Below are 19,418 nucleotides of genomic sequence, written 5' to 3' on the forward strand. Positions count from 1 at the left end.
TACAAGCGGCGCAATCGCATCGAAATCATGTTCGGCAGGCTCAAGGACTGGAGGCGCGTGGCAACCCGCTACGACCGATGCCCAAAAGTCTTCCTTTCGGCCATCGCCCTCGCAGCAGTCGTCATCTACTGGTTATGAATCCTGACCCTAGACGGGCTATTTGACCGGTGAACAAACGGCGGTTGAGGGCCGTTCGCTCCCTCGAAGTTTTGATCCCTTTCGATGCTTAGAGTGGCGTTGTCACGGCGCGTCCCATGCCTTTTTTCAACTCGGTAAATGGCCAAGGCGAAGCTGCGGAAAACCGCGTAGTCTCGAGTCGTCAGTCGATATCCTCGGAAGGGTCTAATGGCGCGCCTGGTCCTGTTCCGCGGGGCCGGGCGGCCGGACTGAACGTATCTTTCTCAGGAAATCTTGCGGAATAGGCTTCGCGCTCGACAGCTTCGGCCAATGTCCCTTGCATCCGAAGGCGCAGACAGCGCGGCAACCCGACGAAAGGAAACGCATAGTCCTCCGGCCTCTGTCTTGCGCCTTCTCTGAACAGGCGCCAGACGCCGCGGACGGAAAAGAACAAGGACCTCCGACCCTCCCTGACCCCCGGGACGAAACCCGGGACCACGAAACCAAAGGAGGACCCATGTTTCACACGAAATTCGATCGCGGCGCGGAATGCCGTGTCATTCCAACCGGAGAACAGGCGCTGCGGGCGTTTCTATCCGGGCACGACGAAGCGCTCGGCCATGCGGCTGTCCTGCTGGCGGGGCGGCACGGTGCGCGGCTGGTCAATGCCATTCGCGAGGGACTCGACCAGCCTGGGCGGATGACGCGCCGTGTGCATCGCCTGCTCGCCGAGCTGCATCGCGTTCTATTCCTGGATCATGTTCATGATGATGTCTGGGATGAGGTGGGCCGTTTCTCAATTCTCGAGCCCGACGACCCCGTCGTGCCGGAGATCTGCCTGCTGGCAGATGGTCTCAGCGATGCACTGAGCGCGGCGGGGATCGTCCCTGCCTCATACCAGCACTCAGCCTGAGCGCGGCCCCCGCACCGCCGCGAAACACGCGCGGCGGTGCGGCTCAAGAACCGGCGACCAAAACCGCGCGACCGGCAGATTTCTTCTTCCTCGTCCAAAAGAACGACTGATTTCTCCGTTACCGACACCGAAGAACAGCCTTGGCGACTAACCGAAAGAACCCTGCTGCCCCCGACCCATCTCCCGCGATGCACGGACCATGAAGCCGAAGAATAGGCAACAACACCAACGTTTCCGCCACCGCATGAAGGGAGAACATCATGCTCAATACGACCACCCTCGACACCGCCGAGGCCCGTCTCGGCGCCGCCTACGCGGTGGAGCAGCACCTCCGTCGCCACGGCGCGAGTCTCTGCGACCTGCTCGACGCGCTCGACGATCCAAGCGGGTTCGCCGCGCTCTGCGCCCTGCACGGCGCTTTCGGGCAGCCGATCCCGGATGCAGTTGCCGTCGAGGGCGCGCTGCAGGACATCCAGCGCGTCCTGGCCGACCAGACGCCATCGTCGCTCGATCGGATCGGTCATGAACGCGGTCTGCCGGCTTCCGACATGACGCGGTGGCACGGCGCGCGCGTCAGCGAGCTTCTCGCGCGGTTCCGTCATGCCGATTGAGACCGGGGCACGCTGTGTCCTTCAGGCGGCGCGCAAGCGCCGACTGAGCGTATATCCCGATCGGTTCGGGATGGAGCAGGACATCTGCGACGTGACTCTCTGGCTCGTCGAAAAATATGGCCTGTCTCGGGTCCGGGTTTACGTCGATCGGCATTACATACATGTCGATCGGGAAATGGCCGGCGTCACCGTCATGACCGCGCCGAGAAATCCGGCGCAGCTGTCCGAGGCGGCGCATCGGGCGTTCCTCGCGCTCGGCTACACGATCGAAGATACGCGCGCAGATATTTACGGTCACCAGCACTGCGATGGCCATCATTCGAGTCATGAGGCACTGCGCGCCTACGGGCGGATTGAATCAGCCATCAAGGCGGCGGCGGCGCCGGAGTGACAGACAGCCGTTGACCGCCTCGACACTGATGGTCGACGGCCATATCTGAATTGATGCATCGGGAAACAGCAACTCCTCGTGAAGCCTCACCATTCCTACCCGTGGGGCCAAGACAAGATGCTGCTGACATCGACGGACGATGTGTCGTCAATCCAGTACGTCAGACGGTCTATGCGATGGGACGTGCGGCTGGTATCAACTTCAGTCAGAAGCCTCCCGACGCCCATCAAGGCAAGCCATCCCGGAACTCACCGAACCGATCATTCGGAACATGACTCTTTTACCGATTTCCAATCCTCCGCCAGCGCCGCGAGAGACGGTATTCTCCTATCTTTCCCGCCTCGCCGCGACCTGGGACACAGACGTCGTCGAGATCGCAAACGACATGGGGACATCGTTCAAGCGGCTCCTCGCCCAGGACCCAGAGGCGTTCGACGCCCTCGCAGTGTGGGCCGATCTCGATCCGACTCAGTTGGAAAACATGCTTTCCTGGACCGGAATTCGGGCAGGGAACGTGCGGTTGATGTTTCGTGGGGAGATCTTCGTGTCCCGTGCGCTTCGCAATCCGGTGATGCGAGCGTGTCCCGTCTGCCTGCGTGAAGACGCAATGCAATCGGACGGCCCAACGACTGCAGCCATGGTGATGCGCGGCGATTGGCAAATGCGCGAGGCCAACGTATGCCTCCGGCACAAACACCGGCTTGTAGAACTCTGGACGTCCAATCATCCGAGGGAACGATACGACATTGCAACGCGCTTGTCCGAGATCGTAACCAAAATCATCGCAGGCGACTTCGACCAGCCACCTGTTGAGCCCACGCCCTACGACATCTGGCTCGACGGTCGCCTTGAGGATGGCCGTGACGAAACCTGGTTCTCTGGGCATCCGTTGTTTGCCGCGACGACTTTCTGTCGTCTTCTGGGGCAGGCGATTCTCCATGACAATGGCGCCGGGGACGATATGCCGGCCGGCGCGCACCATGTTGCTGACTTCGAGATCGCCAGACAGGGCGAGCATACCGTGCGCGCAAGCCTGGCAAGGATTGCGCGCGCCTGTGACGCCGAACCCAACAAGGCCTATGGACCACTGTTTCCGAGCCTGAACCGGGATTACGCAGAGGACGAGGGGTTTGCGACTTACAGGTGCTTGCTGCGAGACGTGATACTCGACCACTGGCCGATCGCTGCCGGGAAGGAGCTCTTGGGAGAGGTTGTTGAACAACGCCGCGTGCACTCGCTTGCCACGGCATCGCAAGAGACAGGCCTCGGGCCCGGGGTTCTCGAGCACTTCCTGGTCGAGGCTGGGGCGCTTCCCGTCGATGATGACCGCCCACGCCGGCGCCGGTTGTTCGATGCCAAAGACTACGCCGATCTTCTAAACGAAATCCCGACCCTTGTGGGGCCGATCGCCATGCGTGAAGCCATCGGCGCGACCAAGAAGGAGTTGGATGCGTTCGAAAAAGAAGGCCTCTTGGTGCCGCGCACGCGGGTCGCCAAGGTCAAGAACCCTTGGCGAATCTCTGACGGTGTCGATTTTGTCGCGGGCCTTGCCGAGCAGGCGGTGCCAATTGCAAAAAATGACCGCGATTGGGAAACACTCCTGCTCGCCCGCAAGCGGACCCGCGTGAGCTTGCGGGAACAGCTCGATGCCATCCACGGCAAACGGCTGGCACTCGGGAAGCGAGGCGGGGTGCGCGGTCTTCATGGGCTTGTCGTCAGGAAATCCGAAGTAGATCGCCTTCGCGCTTCCCTTCTCAAGCCTGAGAACGACGCCAAGAGTGGGGAACCCAGGCTGATGAGCGCCGCAGAATTCGGACGCTCCGTCGGGCTACGAGATCATGGATACTTCATCTCATTGATCGAAGCTGGCCATACTCCGGCTGTTCGACACACGAACCCCAAGACAGGACGCCAGCAATACTGGCTGTCCGCCGAATATATCGAGTCCTACCACGAACGCTTCGTTACGCTGACCACGCTGTCTGACGAGACAGGGCGTCATCGCAACAGCCTCAAGAGCCTGCTCGAGGCCTCCCACGTCGCCCGCTTCGCCCCGGGCGATCAGAATTTTGGGGCAATCTTCTTGCGTGAAGAAGCGATCGCCGCCCTCCGGTAGCGGCTGTCCGACGATCCGATCGGCGAGGGATGGATCGTCGTTCCGCGAACTGAAAGATTTCGCTCGCAAACGGAATCGGATGAAAACCCATAAAAACAAGAGCCCTTCAGGAATTTTCTCGAAATATCGAGAATTTCCTTGACACGGGTGCGCACGAAATACTGCCGTTTTGCGCACTCATATGCCCCCTTGGCAATAATATTGATTTACATGGCGATCCCTGAAGGACTCGAACCCTCAACCTGCTGATTAGAAGTCAGCTGCTCTATCCAGTTGAGCTAAGGGACCGCACGGCCCCGTATTTGCAGACTTTCACCCGGCGGGGCAAGTCTTCAAAGCTTGATCGACATGAAAACGCTCAAACGGTCGGGGACGTACTCGCCGAAAGGCGCGCAATAGGCGAAACCCGCCCCTTCATAAAGCGCGCGTGCGGCGGCAAACCCAGCTTCGGAACCGGTTTCAAGATAGGCCGCAGCCATACCTGCGCGCCGTGCCTCGGCCAGAAGGTGGTCGAGCAGGCGCTTGCCATACCCCCGGCCGCGCGCCTCGGCGGCGACATGCATGGATTTCAGTTCGACCGCGCCGCTGCCAAAGGGTTTCAGCGCGCCAACCGCGCAAATTTCCCCCGTTTCATCGCGCAGCGCATAAACGCTGGCTCCGCTGGAGCGCAAGGCCTTGGCGGTCATGACGTGGCAGCTTTCCTCTGGGGTGGCTTCGGACATCGCCGCGTGGTGCCGCGCAAGGATTGCTTCGACGGCGGGGTTCATGTCTTCAACCAAGGTGACAGAAGTCATCGAAAAGCTGCCTTTTGTGCTGTGCCGAATACGGTTCAGATTTGCCCTGATCCCGATTTATGGCAACACGAAAATCGTCCGCAGGATCCTGTTGCAGCGCCCTCTGGGCACAGCTTTGCCCAGATTACCGTGACGGCGTCAGAAAACCGTGCGTTTTCTGCAAAATTCCCCTATAATAACAAAAAATAAATGAGGCGGGGGGCCGATTTCGGCCGTTAAACCCCAAAAACAGTGAGCAGAGCATGATGCACCCAGCATTGCGATCCCCGGCATCCGCCGGCCCTGCCCCGAGTCCGCTCGGGCGTTTGCCATGGGTAAAGCCCTTTCTTATTATCGCCTTAGCGCTTTTCATCAGTCTTGCCCTCAGCCTGCCTGCCCGTGCGCAGGTGACCTTGAACCTGCGTGACGCGGATTTGCGAAACTTTGTCGAGATCGTTTCCGAAGCGACCGGGCGCAGCTTTGTGCTGGACCCGGGTGTGCGCGGCACGGTCACGGTTCTGTCGCCTGATCAGATGTCGAACGCGGACCTGTATCAGGTTTTTCTCTCCGTTCTTGAACTCAACCGGCTGACCATTGTCGAAGGCGCGGGCGCAGACCGGATCGTGCCGATGAACGCCGCGCGCGAACTGGCCTCGGGTGCCAGTGCCCTGCCCGGCGGTTTTGAAACCCGGGTGATCCGGGTGCGCGACATCTCTCCTCAGGAAGTGATCGAGGTGGTGCGTCCGCTCTTGCCCTCAGAGGCGATCATTTCCGCCGTGCCCGGCTCCAAGCGGCTGATCCTGTCGGACCGCTCCGCCAATATCGCGCGGATCACCGCCTTGATCGACCAGTTGGACAAGCCCGGAAATACGGCCCCGGTCGAGATTATTCGCCTGCGCAATGCCAACGCGGCAGATGTGTTGCAGGTGGTTCAGTCGATGGAAATCCTTGACGACGATGCTGCGGTCAGCGTCGATCGGCGGTCAAACGCGCTGGTGGTGTCGGGATCTGAATCGATGCGCCACCGGGTAAGGGTTCTGGTCTCGGAACTGGACACGCAACGCGATACCGTCGTCTCGCGCGCGATTGCGCTGAACTATGCGGATGCCGCTTCGATAGCCGATGTCGTTACACGCACACTCAGCACCGAGGATCCCACCGGTGTGCGCGCCCCGATCCGCATCATCCCCGAGCTTCAAACCAATTCCTTGCTGATTTCCGCCCCGCAAGAGCGCATCAACGAAATCGCCGACATGGTCCGCTATCTGGACAAACGCCCGACGCAAGTTCTGGTCGAGGCGGTGATTTTTGAAATGACGGTTGAGGGGCTGTCGGACCTCTCGGCGCAGTTCGGCGCTGTGCTGAACGATGCCCTGATCGGTGGGACGCAGTTTTCCCTTCCCGGGCGCACCAGCCTGACCAACCTTGTGTCGACGCTGAACACCGGCAATGTACCTGATCCAGGCGCAGGCGGCGTTCTGGGGCTGAACCGGCAACGCGGGAACGATGGCTTTGTCGGGCTTCTGACAGCGATCACTTCCGTCAATTCCACCCGGTTGCTTTCAACACCGTCGATCCTGACGCTGAACAACCAGGAGGCTGAGATCGTCGTGGCACAGAATGTGCCCTTCGTGACCGGCAGCTATTCCACCGTTGGCGACAGCGCGGTAGAGAACCCCTTTCAGACCATTGAGCGGCAGGATGTGGGCCTGACCCTGAACGTCACGCCCCAGATCAACGCCGACCGCACCGTGCGCCTGTTGATCAAGCAAGAGGTGTCAAACCTGACCAATTCCAACGCCTCCTCTGGTGGCGAGATCACGACCAAGCGGTCGCTGTCCACCACCGCGCTTGTCGATGACGGCGCGGTCATCATGTTGGGCGGGCTTTTGGAAAACGGCAATGGGTCGGCCAGGCAAGCCGTGCCCGGTCTGTCGAAACTGCCGCTGCTGGGCGGTCTGTTTCGCGGCAAGAGCGCCAACCGCAATCAACGCGTTCTTCTGGTTCTGATGCGCCCGCAGGTCGTCACCAATGACCACGAGGCGCGCCGCATAACCCGCGAGGCCGCGCGCAAGGCGCAAGCAGTCGGTGCTTCCATCGCGCCGCTGGATGATGGAAAGTACCCGCAGACACGGATCAGCGCCCTTCCCTTCGACGGGGTTGATCTGAACCAACCCTTTGATGCCGGATTTATTGATGACGTCGCCCAAAGCCGAAACTTCCCCCCTCTCCCGGGACGGCTCCGTTTCAACGGAAAATAGCGGCGGCGTAACGGGGCACCTGCCCTTTGCCTTTGCGCAGGACCAACAGGTCGTGCTGGAAGGTGCGCGAGTGACCTTGGGCCCCAATGCCACGCAACTGGGTCTACGCGAAGTACAGCGCCGCGTCGGCAGCGATCCGATCGAGGTGGTCGAGGCCGACCAGATCGCCTTTGACAAGGCGCTGGCCGATGCTTACCGCGACGCCGAGCACAGCCGCGCCGCCGCTGGCGGAGACATCAGTTTTGACCTCGAAGAGGCTGAATTCGCCCGCCGCCAACGCGATTTGCTGGACGAACCCGGCGATGCGCCGGTGATCCAACTGGTCAACCAGCTGCTGCGCCGCGCAGTACAAAGCGCCGCCTCTGACCTGCATATCGAACCGCACGAAGGTGGCCTGCGTGTGCGCATGCGCATTGATGGCGTGTTGCAAGAGGTGATGAACCGCCCCGATGTACCGGTCCGGCGCATTGTCTCGCGGCTCAAGGTGATGGCGGGGCTCGACATCGCCGAAACGCGACTACCGCAGGACGGGCGCATTCCCCTGTCGCTGGGCGGCCGGGTGATCGACACGCGCGTCAGCTCTCTGCCCGGCCACTACGGCGAACGCATCGTCCTGCGGATTCTGGATCGCTCGACGGGTCTGATGCCACTCGGCGGACTGGGGCTGTCGGAAACGCAGCAAGTGTTGCTGCGCAGGCTGGCGGCCTTCCCGAACGGCGTGATTCTGGCGACGGGGCCGACCGGCGCGGGCAAAACCACGACGCTTTATTCGCTGCTGCAACTGGCCGACCGAGACGCGCGCAATATCGTCACCGTCGAAGATCCCATCGAATACGATCTGCCGGGCGTGTCGCAATCCCAGATCAATTCAGAGATCGGCATGACCTTTGCCGCCGGTCTGCGCGCCACGCTACGGCAAGACCCGGATGTTATCCTTGTAGGCGAAATCCGCGACGCAGAAACCGCCAGCACCGCCGCGCAGGCCGCGCTGACCGGGCACCTGGTGTTTTCGTCCTTGCACGCGAACAGCTCGGTCGGGGCGATTGTGCGTCTGCGCGATCTGGGGTTGGAAAATTTCCTGATCGCCGCCACCCTTCGCGGGGTGATTGCGCAACGCCTGCTGCGCAAGCTTTGCCCTGACTGCAGCACGCCCGAACCGCTTTCCCGCGACGACAAACGCCTGTTCGACCGCCACAAAATCGCCGCGCCGAAACAGACCTTTCACCCCAAAGGCTGCGAGGTCTGCGCCGGAACCGGCCACGCGGGCCGCATGGGGATTTTCGAGATCACCGAGGTCACCGAAAACCTGCGCGCCGCCATTGACCGGGGCGAAAGCGAAGCGGCGATCAAATCGCTGGCCCTCGCGCCGCGCGACACCCTGACCGGGCAAGGCTTGCAAGCCGTCGCCGAAGGCCGCGTCAGCCTGGACGAGGCGCTGCGCGTCGTTGGGGATACCGCGTGAAAGCCTACAGCTATATCGCCTATACCAGTGCGGGGCGCCGCCGCACCGGCACAATCGTGGCGGAAACCGAAATCCACGCGACCGAGCAATTGGCCAGCCAGGATCTTTTCGCCTCGGACCTGACCGAGACAAAGCGCGCGACCAGCGGCAACCGTCGCGCGGTCTTTGCCCGCAAGCTGGTTCCCGACTTGCAGGCGGTCTTTACCCGCCAAATGGCCGTCATGCTGACCGCCGAACTGCCCGTCGATGGCGCGCTGGAGGCTGTGCGCACTGGTGGCCACCCGGCGCTGGAAGCCGTGGCCGCGCAGGCGCGCGCCGCTTTGCTGGATGGCGCGGCGCTTTCGGATGCGCTGGAAAACTCGGGCGCGGGCTTTCCCCCCTACTACATCGCGGCCCTGCGTGCGGGCGAAGAGGCGGGCGAGCTAGCTGCAGTCTTCAACGAGTTGGCAGACCACCTTGAGGATCAGAACACCGGCAAGGCCCAGATCGCAACCGCGCTGATTTATCCGGCCTTCGTGGCCGCCGTGTCGCTGTTGGTCTGCGGCATCCTGATGGTCAATGTCGCCCCCGAGATCGTCGCAATGTTTGAAATGACCGGGCGCTCTTTGCCGCCGCTGACCGTGTTCGTGATGGGGATTTCCGATGTAATCCGCGCCAACTGGCCTGTGATCCTTGTCCTGTTGCTGGCTTTGGTGGGCTTTGGCATTGCCGTGCCGCGTGTGCCAACGCTCAAGCGACTGCGTGATCGCGTGGTACTTCGCCTGCCAATCTTCGGGCGCCTCGCCCGGCTGTCCGAAGCGGTGCAATACATGCGCACGCTGGCGCTTGTTCTGGGCTCGCGCCATGCGGTGCTCAGCGCGGTGGACAGTGCCGCAAGCGTGCTGACGATCGAACAGTTCCAGACCGAAGGCCGCGCCGTGGCCACCGCTGTGCGGCAGGGGCAAAGCCTTGCTTCGGCGCTGGAAGATCTCAGCATCCTGCCCCCGGTTGCGCGGCAGTTGATCGCTGCCGGAGAGGTTTCGGTTCGACTGGCGCGAATGACTGACCGCGCTGCCGCCCTGACCGAGCACCGCCTGCTGACCGAACGCAAACGCATCGCCACGCTGCTGGAACCGATGCTGATGATGGTGGTGGGCGGGCTGGTTCTGGTAATCGTTCTGGCGATCCTGCTGCCTGTCTATGACCTGCAGGCAGCTGTCGCGGGCTGAAACGATCAAGACGCACCCTGGCGAGTCCCTGGTCTATTCTTCAAAACCCAAAAGCTCGGGCGCGTCGCCCTGCCGTGATATCCAGACACCATCGTCGTCGATCCGCACCACCTCGATGTCATCGGCCAACATGTCACCGGTCCGCACCAATTGTTCCCCCGTCGGGTGAAAGACCATCGCCCATGTCGCATCGCCCGTCTGCACCATCCCCTTGAGCGCATAGCCCAGAGACCCGAGCGGCGGTTTGGGCGGCTTTGGCGGCTGCGGTTCGGGCTGCGGCGCCTGGGGCGGCGGGGCGGGCGGTTTCGGGGGCTGTGGCTCGCCAAACAGGGCGGGCCAGTTGCGGGGCGGCCGCATGGGCGCCTGAGGCGCCTCGCCATCTGCGGCCTCGGGCAAGGTGGCGACACCGATCTTGACCGCGGGCGCATTCAGCTCCGACCACAGCGCAAACCCCGACTGACCGGCCAAAGCCAGCAAAGCTATCGTCATGATCCAGGCCAGCCAGCGCATGCGCCCCATCCAATCAACACCCAATCCGGCAGCAGCATAGACGCGATACCAGCCAATGGGTATACTGAGCGAATAATACGCAATCAAAACAAGCGTAAAAGAGAGCAGACATGCAGGCATTCCCTATAGCCCGGGCCGCGATTGCCGGCTTGGCCCTTGTTTTCATTGGAAGCTGTGACCAGGTTTCCGTTGGCGGGTCCGGTTTCCAGACAAAATACGCCGTCGCGCGCGACGCGCTGGAAAACGGTCACTATGACCGCGCCAAACGGCAGTACCTTGTGTTGATCAAAGACGCGGGCCCCTTGGCGCCGCGTTTGCAACTGGAATATGCCCACGCAGAGTTGCGCAGCGGCAACTATTCCGAAGCCGCAAACATTGCCAATTCGCTCGCCCGTTCGCAAACCGGCGAGGCCCGTGCGGCCGCCCTTTCGGTGCAGGGAACGGCGCAGCACGAGCTGGGTCTTCAGCTTTTGGCGCAAGGCAATAATGCGGCGGGCAAAGAGAACCTCACCGCCGCCCAAAGCGCGCTGGCCGAGGTGCTCAAGACCAACCCCGATCTTGATCCGATCGGGTCGATGGCCGGTCGGCTTGCCAGCATTAAGGTGCGGCTGGCCGCGCTGTAGTCTATTGCCCGGCGCGGGCTTCGGCCATCTGCTGCGCCTCAGAGATCTGGCCCGGCGTCATGCGGCTGGCCAGGACCGCGCTCAGGTCCAAAGCCTGCGTGAACCCGGCGGTTCCGGCCAGCACCAACCACATATAGCCAAGCGCAAAATCCTGCGGCACGGCGCGCCCGTCAAAATACATCAGCCCAAGATTGGCCATGGCCGCGGGATTACCGGCCTGCGCTGAGGCGCGGAACAGTTGCGCCGCCTGACGCAGCCCCTCCTGCCCCGGCTCCGGGTCCTGCATGATCAGCCAACCCGCCGTGTACATCGCCAGAGGATCACCCGCCCGGACGCCGTTTTGCAGCCGGGCCATGCCATCGGGACTGGTGTCCGGCGCCGCAAGGCGCGGGTCAAACACCGCGCGCGGCACGCCGCCATCGCTGTCGATTTCCTGACCGTCGCGGGCCGCAAGGCGGTATAGCTCGGCAGCGCGCTTTTCATCCGTGGCAACGCCAAAACCGTTTTCATACATGACCCCAAGGTTGCCCATGGCCACCTTGAGCCCCTTCGCCGCAGCGGCATCAAAAAGCTCGAAGGCGCGGGCATAATCCTGCGGCACGCCCTCACCGCGTACATACAGCAGGCCAAGGTTATTCTGCGCCCTTGCATGCCCCTGCTCGGCCGGTCCTTCGTACAGGGCCTTGGCGCGGGAAAAGTCTTGTTCCACCCCGTTGCCGTTCTGGTACAGCACGCCGAGACTGACCATCGCATCAAGAAGCCCAAGATCAGCAGCTGTTTGGTACAGTTCCGCAGCGCGGGCCGGGTCTGCCACCCCCTCGGGGCCTTCTTCAAGAACGACGGCCAAATCATAAAGATACTGCGCCTCGCCGGTCTCGGCGGCCTGTTCCAGCCATTGAATGGCGGCCTCGCGGTTTTGCTCGACGCCAAGGCCGGCATGGAAATACTGACCAAGCCGATTGGCGGACGCCGAATGCCCCTGTTTGGCCGCGCGCGCCAGCCATTCCGCCGCCAGCGCGTAGTTCTGCAAGACCCCGTCACCATGTTCGACGCGCATGGCCAAGGCATATTGCGCTTCAGGCACGCCTTGATCCGAGGCCGTCTGAAGCTGCGCCAGATCCGCGCCCGTCCAGCCATTGCCTTGCTGAGCCCAAAGCGCGCCCGGCGCCCCCAGCAGGCAAAAGGACAGGACCCCAACCTGAAAAACCCTGGGAAGCGCCAGAGTCATTTGTCCGCCCCGACCGGCGCGCGCGCCTGATCAAAGAAGGTGCGCGCGGCTTTCTGCGCCTCGGCCACCTGTTCGGCGGTCATCAGGTCAGCGGCGACCTCGCGCATTTCAAGCGCTGCCTGATTGCCCCCGGCGGCCGCGATATTGAGCCATTTGTGCGCCTGAACATAGTCCTGTTCGACACCCTGCCCTTTGATCAGCAGCAGGCCCAATTGATGCTGGGCATCAGTGTCACCCGCCTCGGCCGCCGTCCGCAAAAGCCCTGCCGCCTCGTCTGCGCTGCCTTCGTGGCTCAACATCCATTCTGCCATCGCGGTCAGGGCCGGGCGCAGACCTTCGTCCGCCCGCGCCCTGAGCCAGTTCAGCGCCGCTTCATCACCCGCCTCGGCGGCACTCATGGCCCAAGGGACCGCCCTGTGCGGCGCAAGAAGACCATCCAGCCGGCCTGCTCCGGCCAGTTGGCCCAGCTTCAACGAAGCCTCTTCGCTGCCCGCCTCGACCGCTCTGCGATACAGGCTGATGGCCTGCTCCATATCCGGGAGCTGCCCTCCGGCGCCTTGCTCCAGCATCTGAGCAAGACCGATCATCGCACGCGGCAGCCCGGCGTCCGCGGCCTGCGCGTACAACTGCATGGCCAATGCAGGGTTCGCGGTGGCGCCGGTTGTGCCGGTATAAGCTTCGGCCAGATCCGCGAGCGCGGCAGGATTGCCCGTCTCGGCAGCGGCGCGCAACCAGCGCAGCCCTTCTACGGGGTTGGCCGCAATGCCGTCCCCCTTAAGGTACTTGCGACCCAAAGCCGCCTGCGCTTGCCAAAAGCCCGCCTCGGCCGAGCGCAGCAGCCAGTTTGCGGCCCCGGCCCGATCCTGAGCCATGCCCTGCCCGGTGTCCAAGGCATAGGCCATGTAATACTGGGCTTCGGCGTGCCCGTTGGAGGCCGCACTTTCCAGCCATTTCACTGCCTTTTCCACGTCCACAGGGCCACCCAGTCCACGCGAATAGGCTTGGCTGAGTTTGAACATCGCATCGACATGGCCATTTTCAGCAGCCGCAAGCATCCAGGTCAGCATGTCCTCGGGGCTTTGCTCAAGCCCGGTGCCGTTGCCATAGAGCAGGCCCAGATAGTACTGCGCCTCGGCATTGCCGCGCGCGGCAGCGGTTTTCAGCAATGTTGCCGCGCGTTCGGGGGCATAGTCAGGCCCGCCGTCGGCACGCGACAGATACAGCCGCGCCAGCAGGACCGCGGCGTCCAGTTGATTGTCTGCTGCGGCTTGCTCAAGCCAGTCGCGCGCTGCCATCAGATCCGCAGGACCGCCGCGCCCCTCCAAAAGCACCCGCCCGTAGCGGTATTTGGCAAAGGGAGAGCCTTCGTTTTCGGCCAGCGCCTTGAGCCCCTCACGCACGGTGACGAAATCGCCCGCAGACCACGCCTCTTCCACCTGCGCCATTGTCAGGCCATCACTTGCGTCCTGAGACACGGCAGGCAAACCGTACAGCGCCAAAAGGAAACAGACAGGTAAAAGGGATTTGGAAAAGGCCATGGGACTCTCGGTTATGAAATGGGCGCGCGTGGGGCAAAATCTGCCCCAGCGATCTGACCCGAGCCTATGGCCTTACTTGAGCAATATCAAACGCAAGATCACGTCCTAAGGCAAAGGCACCGCACCTGCCCGCAGCACCCACAGCGCCGCCCCTGCTAGGCAGAGCGCCGAGCCAAACGGGATGCGCATTGTGCCTGCCGGGGTGCCATTGCCGCGCAGCCCATGCAGGACAACAACCAGCGCCAGTGCGCCGCCCGACGCCATGAGCACCATGAGCGGCAAATGGATGGGTCCGGCAAAGGCGCCGAGCCCCGCCATCAGTTTGACATCCCCCAGCCCAAGCCCCTCGCGGCCCCGAAGGGCGCGGTAACCAAATCGCAAAGCCGCAAAGCTGCCACAGCCAAGCGCGGCCCCAAGCAGCGCAGTCTGGCCACCCTGCCCGCCGGGCAAGAGCGCAGCCGCCATCGCCACAAGAAAAAGTGAGGCTGTCAGGCTGTCAGGCAGGCGCATCCAGATCAGATCGCTGAAGAACAGCGCCAAAAGGGTCCAAAGGAATAGCGCATCCAGCCAGAGCCCTGCCCCCGTTTTCCCAGCCGCGGCGGCCAAAACCGCCATGCCAAACGCCGTGATTTCGATATACAGGTGCCATGGCGCGAAGCTTGCCCCGCAATGACGGCAGCGGCCCTTGGACAAGGCAAAGGACAGGATCGGGATCAAGTCCAGGACGCCCAGCCTTTGACCGCAGCCGCGGCAGGCCGAACCGCGACGAAAGACATCTTCGTCGCGCGGAAGGCGGTCAACCAGAACGCCCAGAAATGAGCCGACAGCCGGCGCGGTCAGGATCAGGAGCAAGGCTGACAAACGCGGATCAAAGCTCATCCACGGCGGTCCCGAATAAGAGCGCAGGCAATCGCCGTTGCAAAGGCGTGAAGAATGGACAAGGGTTGCGACGCTCCTCTATCATGCTCTCATTCATACGAAAGCATCCCATGACGACACCAGACCAGTCTTGCACAGCTCATCGCACCAAGCCACAGGACGAAGGGTTTTCCCTTCTTGAACTGATGGTTGTGGTGGTGATCCTCTCCATTTTGGCGCTGGTGATCGTGCCTCGAGTGATTGACCGCCCGGATCAGGCCCGCGCCGCACGGGCGCAGTCGGACATTGCCGCGATTGTCAGTGCGGTCAATCTGTACCGGTTGGACAACTACCGCTATCCAACCGCCGCGCAGGGGCTATCGGCCCTTGTCACCAAGCCAACCAGCGATCCGGTGCCCGCGAACTGGGCGGCCAACGGGTATATGGACCGGATGCCGGTGGATCCCTGGGGCCAACCTTATCAATATCTCGAGCCCGGCGTGCACGGAGAATTCGACATCTTCACCTATGGCGCGGACGGGGTTCCGGGCGGCACCGGGCCTGATGCGGACATCGGCTCATGGACGTTGCAATAAGCGATATACCCCCCGCCCGCGACGCGGGCTTTACCCTGATCGAATTGCTGGTCAGCGTGGCGATCATCTCGGTTCTGGCGGTTGGAGCCAGCCTTGCGGTTTCGCGCACCACTGATCGCAGCGAAAGCGACATGGCCTTGTTCCAGACCCGCTACGAGACCGCCCGCCAATTGGCGATCACCGGGCAACAAAGCCGCGGGCTTGAAGTTACACGGGACGGGATGCGCGGCATGATCCGTAATCGCAACGGCTGGCAAGAGGCAGGCCGAATGCAACGTTGGCGCGGGCGCGTCTCGCTGTCGGCCCGGCCGTCAGACCCATCAGGATCGGCCGCCCCCGAAATCGTCTTTCTGGCAACCGGGCAGACCAATGCCTTTCGCATCGCCTTTGGATCCTCGGGGCGCTGCGAAAGCGATGGATGGGCGGAGCTGACATGTTCAGGCGGCTGACCCGGCGGAGCGCAACGCGTGGCATGACCCTGATCGAGCTTGCCATTGCGATCTTCGTATTGACCATCGGCAGCATTGCCGCCCTGCGCGCCGCCGACCAATCGGCCCGCGTTGTCGGCGGTGAAATGCCCCGGCTTCTGGCTCGCATTGCCGCCCGCAACCGCGCAGAAGAGCTGAAAATGCAGGCGCCCAACACCTCGGGGCTGAAGCCGCAAGTCACGCTTGGCGGGCAGGTCTTTACCCTGTCCACGGTGTCCGAAACCACCGCCGCAGGGCTGGCGCAGACCACCATTACCGCGCGCGCCGAAAGCGGCGAAGGCGCGCAACTGGTGGTCTATCTGCCAAAGATCAGCCCAAGATGACCCGGGCCAACAAAGATGCCGGGCTCAGCCTGATCGAACTGGTCATCGCAATGGCGATCTTTGCCTTGGTCGCCATCATGGGCGCGCAGGCCCTGACCGGAATGCTACGTATGCGTGACGGGGTAACCCAACGGGCCGATCACACCGCCGCGCTGGCCAAAGCCACCAGCCTGCTGCGATCCGACCTTTCCGCCGCAGTCCCTATGTTGTTCTATCCGCCGGGCAGTCCCTTTCCTGAGTCTTCAATCCGGTTTCGCGAGGATCGCTTTGGCCTGTCCGTCGGCGCGCAACCTTCGCTGACCAGCGCCCCCGACGACATTCCGCTGACACGGGTGGAATGGCAGATCCGCGACGGACGTCTGACGCGGCGCGTCTGGCCCGCGCTTTATCCCGCGCTGGCGTCTTCGCTCAGTCCGGAACAACTCGTCATGGAGGGCGTGCGCGCGCTGCGTCTGCGGACCTACGTGGACGAACAGGGGTGGGTCGACGGGTTGCAACTGTTGAATTCCGATCCAAACGTCAGCTTCGACGAGGACTCGGGCGCCGCTGGCCCTTCGGCCTATTCCAGCGCGCTTCCCATCGCAATTGAAGTTACGGTGGAGACGCAGGTTTACGGTGACATCCCATTGATAGAGAGCTTTCGATGAAAGGGGATCACGGATTTGTTCTGGTCAATGCGCTGATCCTTGTCGCCGCGCTGGCCTCGGTCGCGGCGTTCCTTCTGGCTCGGTCCGAAGCAGGGCAGGCGCGGCTGCAAAGCGGGCTGGGCACGGACCAACTGACCTTGAACCTCGATGCCTTTGACGCGCTGGCTATGACCATGCTGACTCAGGATACCGGCGCGATCGACCACACTGGGGAGGCCTGGGCCAAACCTCTGCCGCCCGTCGATCTGGCGCGCGGAAAGGTGACCGGGAAATTGCAAGACCTTCAGGGGCGGTTCAACCTGAACTGGCTGGCCATTCCCGGCAACACTTTGGCGGATGAGGCATTCGATATCCTGCTGGCCCGGCTCGGAATTGCGCCCGAAACCGGCACCGCGATGCGTTTGTTTTTGCGCCCCGGCGGCCCTTCGGACCGCAGCCGTTGGCTACAACTCGATCCCCCGCTTGCGCCTGCTGGGGGGGCGATCCTCGACGTCAGCCAACTGGCCCAGATCCCCGGCATTTCCGAACGCAACCTTGAACGGCTGGCGCCTTACATCACTGCGCTGACCGGGATGACCCAATTGAACGTCAACACCGCCGATGCCGAGATTCTGGCCGCGTTTTTCCCAGATGTGCCGCCCGCCGAACTGGCCCGGCTGATCGGCCAGCGCCAACAAGAGCCATTTCCATCGTCCAAGGCTTTCCTGATCGCGGTAGGTCTGGCGGAAGCGGAACAAGCCCAAAGGCAACCCACCGAAGAGGTCGATGAAGACGGCGAGCCCCAGACTGAGGCTGCGGATGAGGCCGCCATCAGACGCACCGAGGCGCTGGAGGCCATGATCTCGGTCGGATCCGAATGGTTCGAGGTGCAGTCCTCGGCGGAATACGAAGGCGTCACAGCGCGCCGCCGGACAATCTTGCAACGCAAGGGTGTGCCAGCCGTGATCGAGTTGAAATGGCGGCTCAGCTTTCGGTCATGAAACCGTTTGCGCCATTGCACTTGGACGGATGGCCGGTGCATTCTTCTTGTTCAGGAATGGGGGACCAAGGTGGCCAAAGCGCGCCAATCCACAGCACGACCTGACGAGGCACAAAGCTTTGTCAGCCCAGGCGCGGTCAGTGTCGGGGCACGGCAGGTCGTGCTGGTGCCCGGCGGCGCGGTGCCCCTGATCGCGCTGGACCTGCCCGAGCGTTTGCGCGGGCAGGCGCGTGAACAGGTTGCCCGCCGGCGTCTGGCGGACAGGCTGGGGCTGCGACCCGAACAGATCGCGATGCGTCCTTTCGTGCCCAGTTCGAACCAAGGCAAAGCCGATGCCTGGGACAGGGTTTTGACGGCGGATAAAGGGTGGCTTGACAGCCTGCGCGCCCTGCCCGGCCGCGCCGTTTTGCCGGACTATCTGTCGCTGCCCACCACCGAGGGGCTTTGGACTGTGCAGGCGATCGAGGAGGGCGGACACCCGCAATGGATGGTTCGGTTCGGACCGCAGGACGGCCTGACCGCGCAACCCGCGCTGGCCTTGGCGGCGATGCGCCGGGCTTTGGCCAAGGACGGCGCACCCAAAGCGCTCTTTGCGCCTGCGGGCCTGCCCGATGGGCTTGGCGACATGGCGCAAAGTCACGACCTCGCACTCGTTCAAAACTTGGACGAGATCAAAAGGCTGGGCCTGTCTGCGCCTGTTGTTCTGGGCCACGGTGAACTGGCCTGCGATCTGCGCAAGAACCCCATGGCCGCGCGCGCCAGATTGGCCAGCCGGGTTCTGCCTTGGCGCTGGACGGCTTTGGCTGCGGTTCTGGCTGCGGCGCTCTGGGCTTCGGTGCAGGTGGTTGGCCTGCAACGGGCGCAATCTCAGACACGCTCGATCACCCAGGCTACAACCGCGCTTGTGCAGCAAAACTTCACCGGAGGCGGCCCGGTACTGGACGCGCGGCTGCAAGTCAGCCGAGCCTTGGCGCAAATGCAATCGGCCAGCGCCGGTTCGACCACGGCGACGGACCCGCTGGACCTGATCCACCGTGTCGCCGAAGTACTGAAAGGCGCGCGGGCGACGCCTGACATGCTGGAGTATCGCGCCGAGGAAGGCTTGCGATTGATCGCCCGTCTGCCCGATTTCGCCGCCGCAGACAAACTGGCCGCCGCGCTGCGGGCGGATGGATTGGCGGTTGACCTGCGCGACTCGCGCTCGGAAGAAGACGAGACCGGGGTCGTCACCGAATTTGCCATTGCCCCGGCAGACGAGGCAAGCCAATGATCGACCGCTTGCTTGATATGCTGTTGAAACTCAGCCCAAGGGAACGGGGCTTGCTGGGCCTGATGGCCGGGGTCGCCGTTCCGCTGGGCATCGGATTTGCCGTTCTCATGCCCTTGCAACAGGCCCGCACTGCCGCAGAAGCCGCCGGCGCAGACGCCCTGGCCCTGCAATCTTGGGTCGCGGATCGCAGCGCCGAAGCGCAAGACCTGACGCGACAAGAACCAGAGATCCAGACCAAACCTATTGGCCTGAGTGGGATCGAAGAAGGTTTGATCGCAGCAAACCTGAGGTCCGATCTGCGGTCCATCGGAACAGAAAGCGGCGGAGTCATTGCCCTGCGGTTTGACAATGTGGACTTTGTCCGACTGGCCACATGGCTGTCTTCGGCACACCCCGAATGGGGCTACGAGTTGCAGACCCTGCGGTTGGAAGAAGTCGGATCACCCAGCCGAGTTCAGGCCCGGATCGAATTGCGCCCGCCCGGAAACTAGCCGCCACGCCACGGT

At 62.8% G+C, this 19,418-nt stretch carries 21 protein-coding genes and 1 tRNA gene; 16 read left to right on the plus strand and 6 right to left on the minus strand.

Annotated elements, in window-relative coordinates; all coding sequences use genetic code 11:
- From ACOYQJ_RS10525 to ACOYQJ_RS10545, 5 genes are all read left to right on the plus strand, one after another.
- Positions 1 to 138, plus strand: a 138-nt coding sequence (locus ACOYQJ_RS10525) for a transposase (RefSeq protein ID WP_422906275.1), incomplete at its 5' end; no start/stop codon positions are given.
- A gap of 496 nt (positions 139 to 634) precedes the next feature.
- Positions 635 to 1,030: a hypothetical protein gene (locus ACOYQJ_RS10530; RefSeq protein ID WP_422905985.1), complete on the plus strand. Its 396-nt coding sequence runs from the start codon at positions 635 to 637 to the stop codon at positions 1,028 to 1,030.
- A 260-nt stretch (positions 1,031 to 1,290) separates the two neighbouring features.
- Positions 1,291 to 1,641: a hypothetical protein gene (locus ACOYQJ_RS10535; RefSeq protein WP_422905986.1), complete on the plus strand. Its 351-nt coding sequence runs from the start codon at positions 1,291 to 1,293 to the stop codon at positions 1,639 to 1,641.
- A complete protein-coding gene (locus ACOYQJ_RS10540; protein ID WP_422905987.1) occupies positions 1,631 to 2,032 on the plus strand; it encodes a hypothetical protein in 402 nt (133 codons plus the stop codon). The genes ACOYQJ_RS10535 and ACOYQJ_RS10540 overlap by 11 nt, the downstream gene beginning before the upstream one ends.
- A gap of 271 nt (positions 2,033 to 2,303) precedes the next feature.
- Entirely contained in the window at positions 2,304 to 4,148 is a 1,845-nt protein-coding gene (locus ACOYQJ_RS10545; RefSeq protein WP_422905988.1) for a TniQ family protein, read from the plus strand.
- Positions 4,149 to 4,359: 211 nt separating this feature from the next.
- Here ACOYQJ_RS10545 and ACOYQJ_RS10550 read toward each other — a convergent pair.
- Together ACOYQJ_RS10550 and ACOYQJ_RS10555 are read right to left on the minus strand one after the other, a co-directional pair.
- A tRNA-Arg gene (locus ACOYQJ_RS10550) sits at positions 4,360 to 4,436 on the minus strand.
- A 44-nt stretch (positions 4,437 to 4,480) separates the two neighbouring features.
- Positions 4,481 to 4,942, minus strand: a complete 462-nt coding sequence (locus ACOYQJ_RS10555; protein WP_422905989.1) for a GNAT family N-acetyltransferase — start codon at positions 4,940 to 4,942, stop codon at positions 4,481 to 4,483.
- 386 nt (positions 4,943 to 5,328) lie between these two features.
- Here ACOYQJ_RS10555 and ACOYQJ_RS10560 point away from each other — a divergent pair, with 386 nt between their 5' ends.
- The 3 genes from ACOYQJ_RS10560 to ACOYQJ_RS10570 are packed head-to-tail and all read left to right on the plus strand — an operon-like array spanning position 5,329 to position 9,852.
- Complete coding sequence (locus ACOYQJ_RS10560) at positions 5,329 to 7,182, plus strand: secretin GspD/PilQ domain-containing protein (protein ID WP_422906276.1); 1,854 nt, start codon at positions 5,329 to 5,331, stop codon at positions 7,180 to 7,182.
- Entirely contained in the window at positions 7,118 to 8,644 is a 1,527-nt protein-coding gene (locus tag ACOYQJ_RS10565) for a GspE/PulE family protein (RefSeq protein WP_422905990.1), read from the plus strand. The genes ACOYQJ_RS10560 and ACOYQJ_RS10565 overlap by 65 nt, the downstream gene beginning before the upstream one ends.
- Complete coding sequence (locus tag ACOYQJ_RS10570; protein ID WP_422905991.1) at positions 8,641 to 9,852, plus strand: type II secretion system F family protein; 1,212 nt, start codon at positions 8,641 to 8,643, stop codon at positions 9,850 to 9,852. Before ACOYQJ_RS10565 ends, ACOYQJ_RS10570 begins: the two co-directional genes overlap by 4 nt.
- A gap of 33 nt (positions 9,853 to 9,885) precedes the next feature.
- On the opposite strand, the gene ACOYQJ_RS10575 is transcribed toward ACOYQJ_RS10570, so the two are convergent.
- Entirely contained in the window at positions 9,886 to 10,362 is a 477-nt protein-coding gene (locus ACOYQJ_RS10575; protein ID WP_422905992.1) for a type II secretion system protein N, read from the minus strand.
- Positions 10,363 to 10,472: 110 nt separating this feature from the next.
- On the opposite strand from ACOYQJ_RS10575, the gene ACOYQJ_RS10580 reads away from it, so the two are divergent.
- Positions 10,473 to 10,985 (plus strand): tetratricopeptide repeat protein, encoded by a 513-nt coding sequence (locus ACOYQJ_RS10580; RefSeq protein ID WP_422905993.1) that lies wholly within the window; start codon positions 10,473 to 10,475, stop codon positions 10,983 to 10,985.
- Position 10,986: 1 nt separating this feature from the next.
- On the opposite strand, the gene ACOYQJ_RS10585 is transcribed toward ACOYQJ_RS10580, so the two are convergent.
- From ACOYQJ_RS10585 to ACOYQJ_RS10595, 3 genes are all read right to left on the minus strand, one after another.
- Positions 10,987 to 12,213: a tetratricopeptide repeat protein gene (locus tag ACOYQJ_RS10585; protein WP_422905994.1), complete on the minus strand. Its 1,227-nt coding sequence runs from the start codon at positions 12,211 to 12,213 to the stop codon at positions 10,987 to 10,989.
- The gene (locus ACOYQJ_RS10590; RefSeq protein ID WP_422905995.1) at positions 12,210 to 13,751 is read right to left on the minus strand and encodes a tetratricopeptide repeat protein; all 1,542 of its coding nucleotides are present in this window, start codon (positions 13,749 to 13,751) and stop codon (positions 12,210 to 12,212) included. The genes ACOYQJ_RS10585 and ACOYQJ_RS10590 overlap by 4 nt, the downstream gene beginning before the upstream one ends.
- 105 nt (positions 13,752 to 13,856) lie before the next feature.
- Complete coding sequence (locus ACOYQJ_RS10595) at positions 13,857 to 14,630, minus strand: prepilin peptidase (RefSeq protein WP_422905996.1); 774 nt, start codon at positions 14,628 to 14,630, stop codon at positions 13,857 to 13,859.
- Between the two features lie 110 nt (positions 14,631 to 14,740).
- Between ACOYQJ_RS10595 and gspG the strand changes: the two genes are divergently transcribed.
- From gspG to ACOYQJ_RS10630, 7 genes are all read left to right on the plus strand, one after another.
- Complete coding sequence (gene gspG, locus ACOYQJ_RS10600; protein ID WP_422905997.1) at positions 14,741 to 15,205, plus strand: type II secretion system major pseudopilin GspG; 465 nt, start codon at positions 14,741 to 14,743, stop codon at positions 15,203 to 15,205.
- The gene (locus ACOYQJ_RS10605; protein ID WP_422905998.1) at positions 15,190 to 15,654 is read left to right on the plus strand and encodes a prepilin-type N-terminal cleavage/methylation domain-containing protein; all 465 of its coding nucleotides are present in this window, start codon (positions 15,190 to 15,192) and stop codon (positions 15,652 to 15,654) included. The genes gspG and ACOYQJ_RS10605 overlap by 16 nt, the downstream gene beginning before the upstream one ends.
- Positions 15,639 to 16,016 carry a type IV pilus modification PilV family protein gene (locus ACOYQJ_RS10610; RefSeq protein WP_422905999.1) on the plus strand — a complete coding sequence of 126 codons (378 nt, stop codon included), beginning with the start codon at positions 15,639 to 15,641 and terminating at the stop codon, positions 16,014 to 16,016. Before ACOYQJ_RS10605 ends, ACOYQJ_RS10610 begins: the two co-directional genes overlap by 16 nt.
- Positions 16,013 to 16,663: a type II secretion system protein GspJ gene (locus ACOYQJ_RS10615; protein ID WP_422906000.1), complete on the plus strand. Its 651-nt coding sequence runs from the start codon at positions 16,013 to 16,015 to the stop codon at positions 16,661 to 16,663. The genes ACOYQJ_RS10610 and ACOYQJ_RS10615 overlap by 4 nt, the downstream gene beginning before the upstream one ends.
- Positions 16,660 to 17,643 (plus strand): type II secretion system minor pseudopilin GspK, encoded by a 984-nt coding sequence (gene gspK / locus ACOYQJ_RS10620; RefSeq protein ID WP_422906001.1) that lies wholly within the window; start codon positions 16,660 to 16,662, stop codon positions 17,641 to 17,643. Before ACOYQJ_RS10615 ends, gspK begins: the two co-directional genes overlap by 4 nt.
- 69 nt (positions 17,644 to 17,712) lie before the next feature.
- Entirely contained in the window at positions 17,713 to 18,912 is a 1,200-nt protein-coding gene (gene gspL, locus ACOYQJ_RS10625; protein ID WP_422906002.1) for a type II secretion system protein GspL, read from the plus strand.
- Positions 18,909 to 19,403: a type II secretion system protein M gene (locus ACOYQJ_RS10630; RefSeq protein ID WP_422906003.1), complete on the plus strand. Its 495-nt coding sequence runs from the start codon at positions 18,909 to 18,911 to the stop codon at positions 19,401 to 19,403. The genes gspL and ACOYQJ_RS10630 overlap by 4 nt, the downstream gene beginning before the upstream one ends.
- Positions 19,404 to 19,418: the final 15 nt, after the last annotated feature.

This window comes from Pacificoceanicola algae, from assembly GCF_049341065.1.
GTDB lineage: Bacteria > Pseudomonadota > Alphaproteobacteria > Rhodobacterales > Rhodobacteraceae > Pacificoceanicola.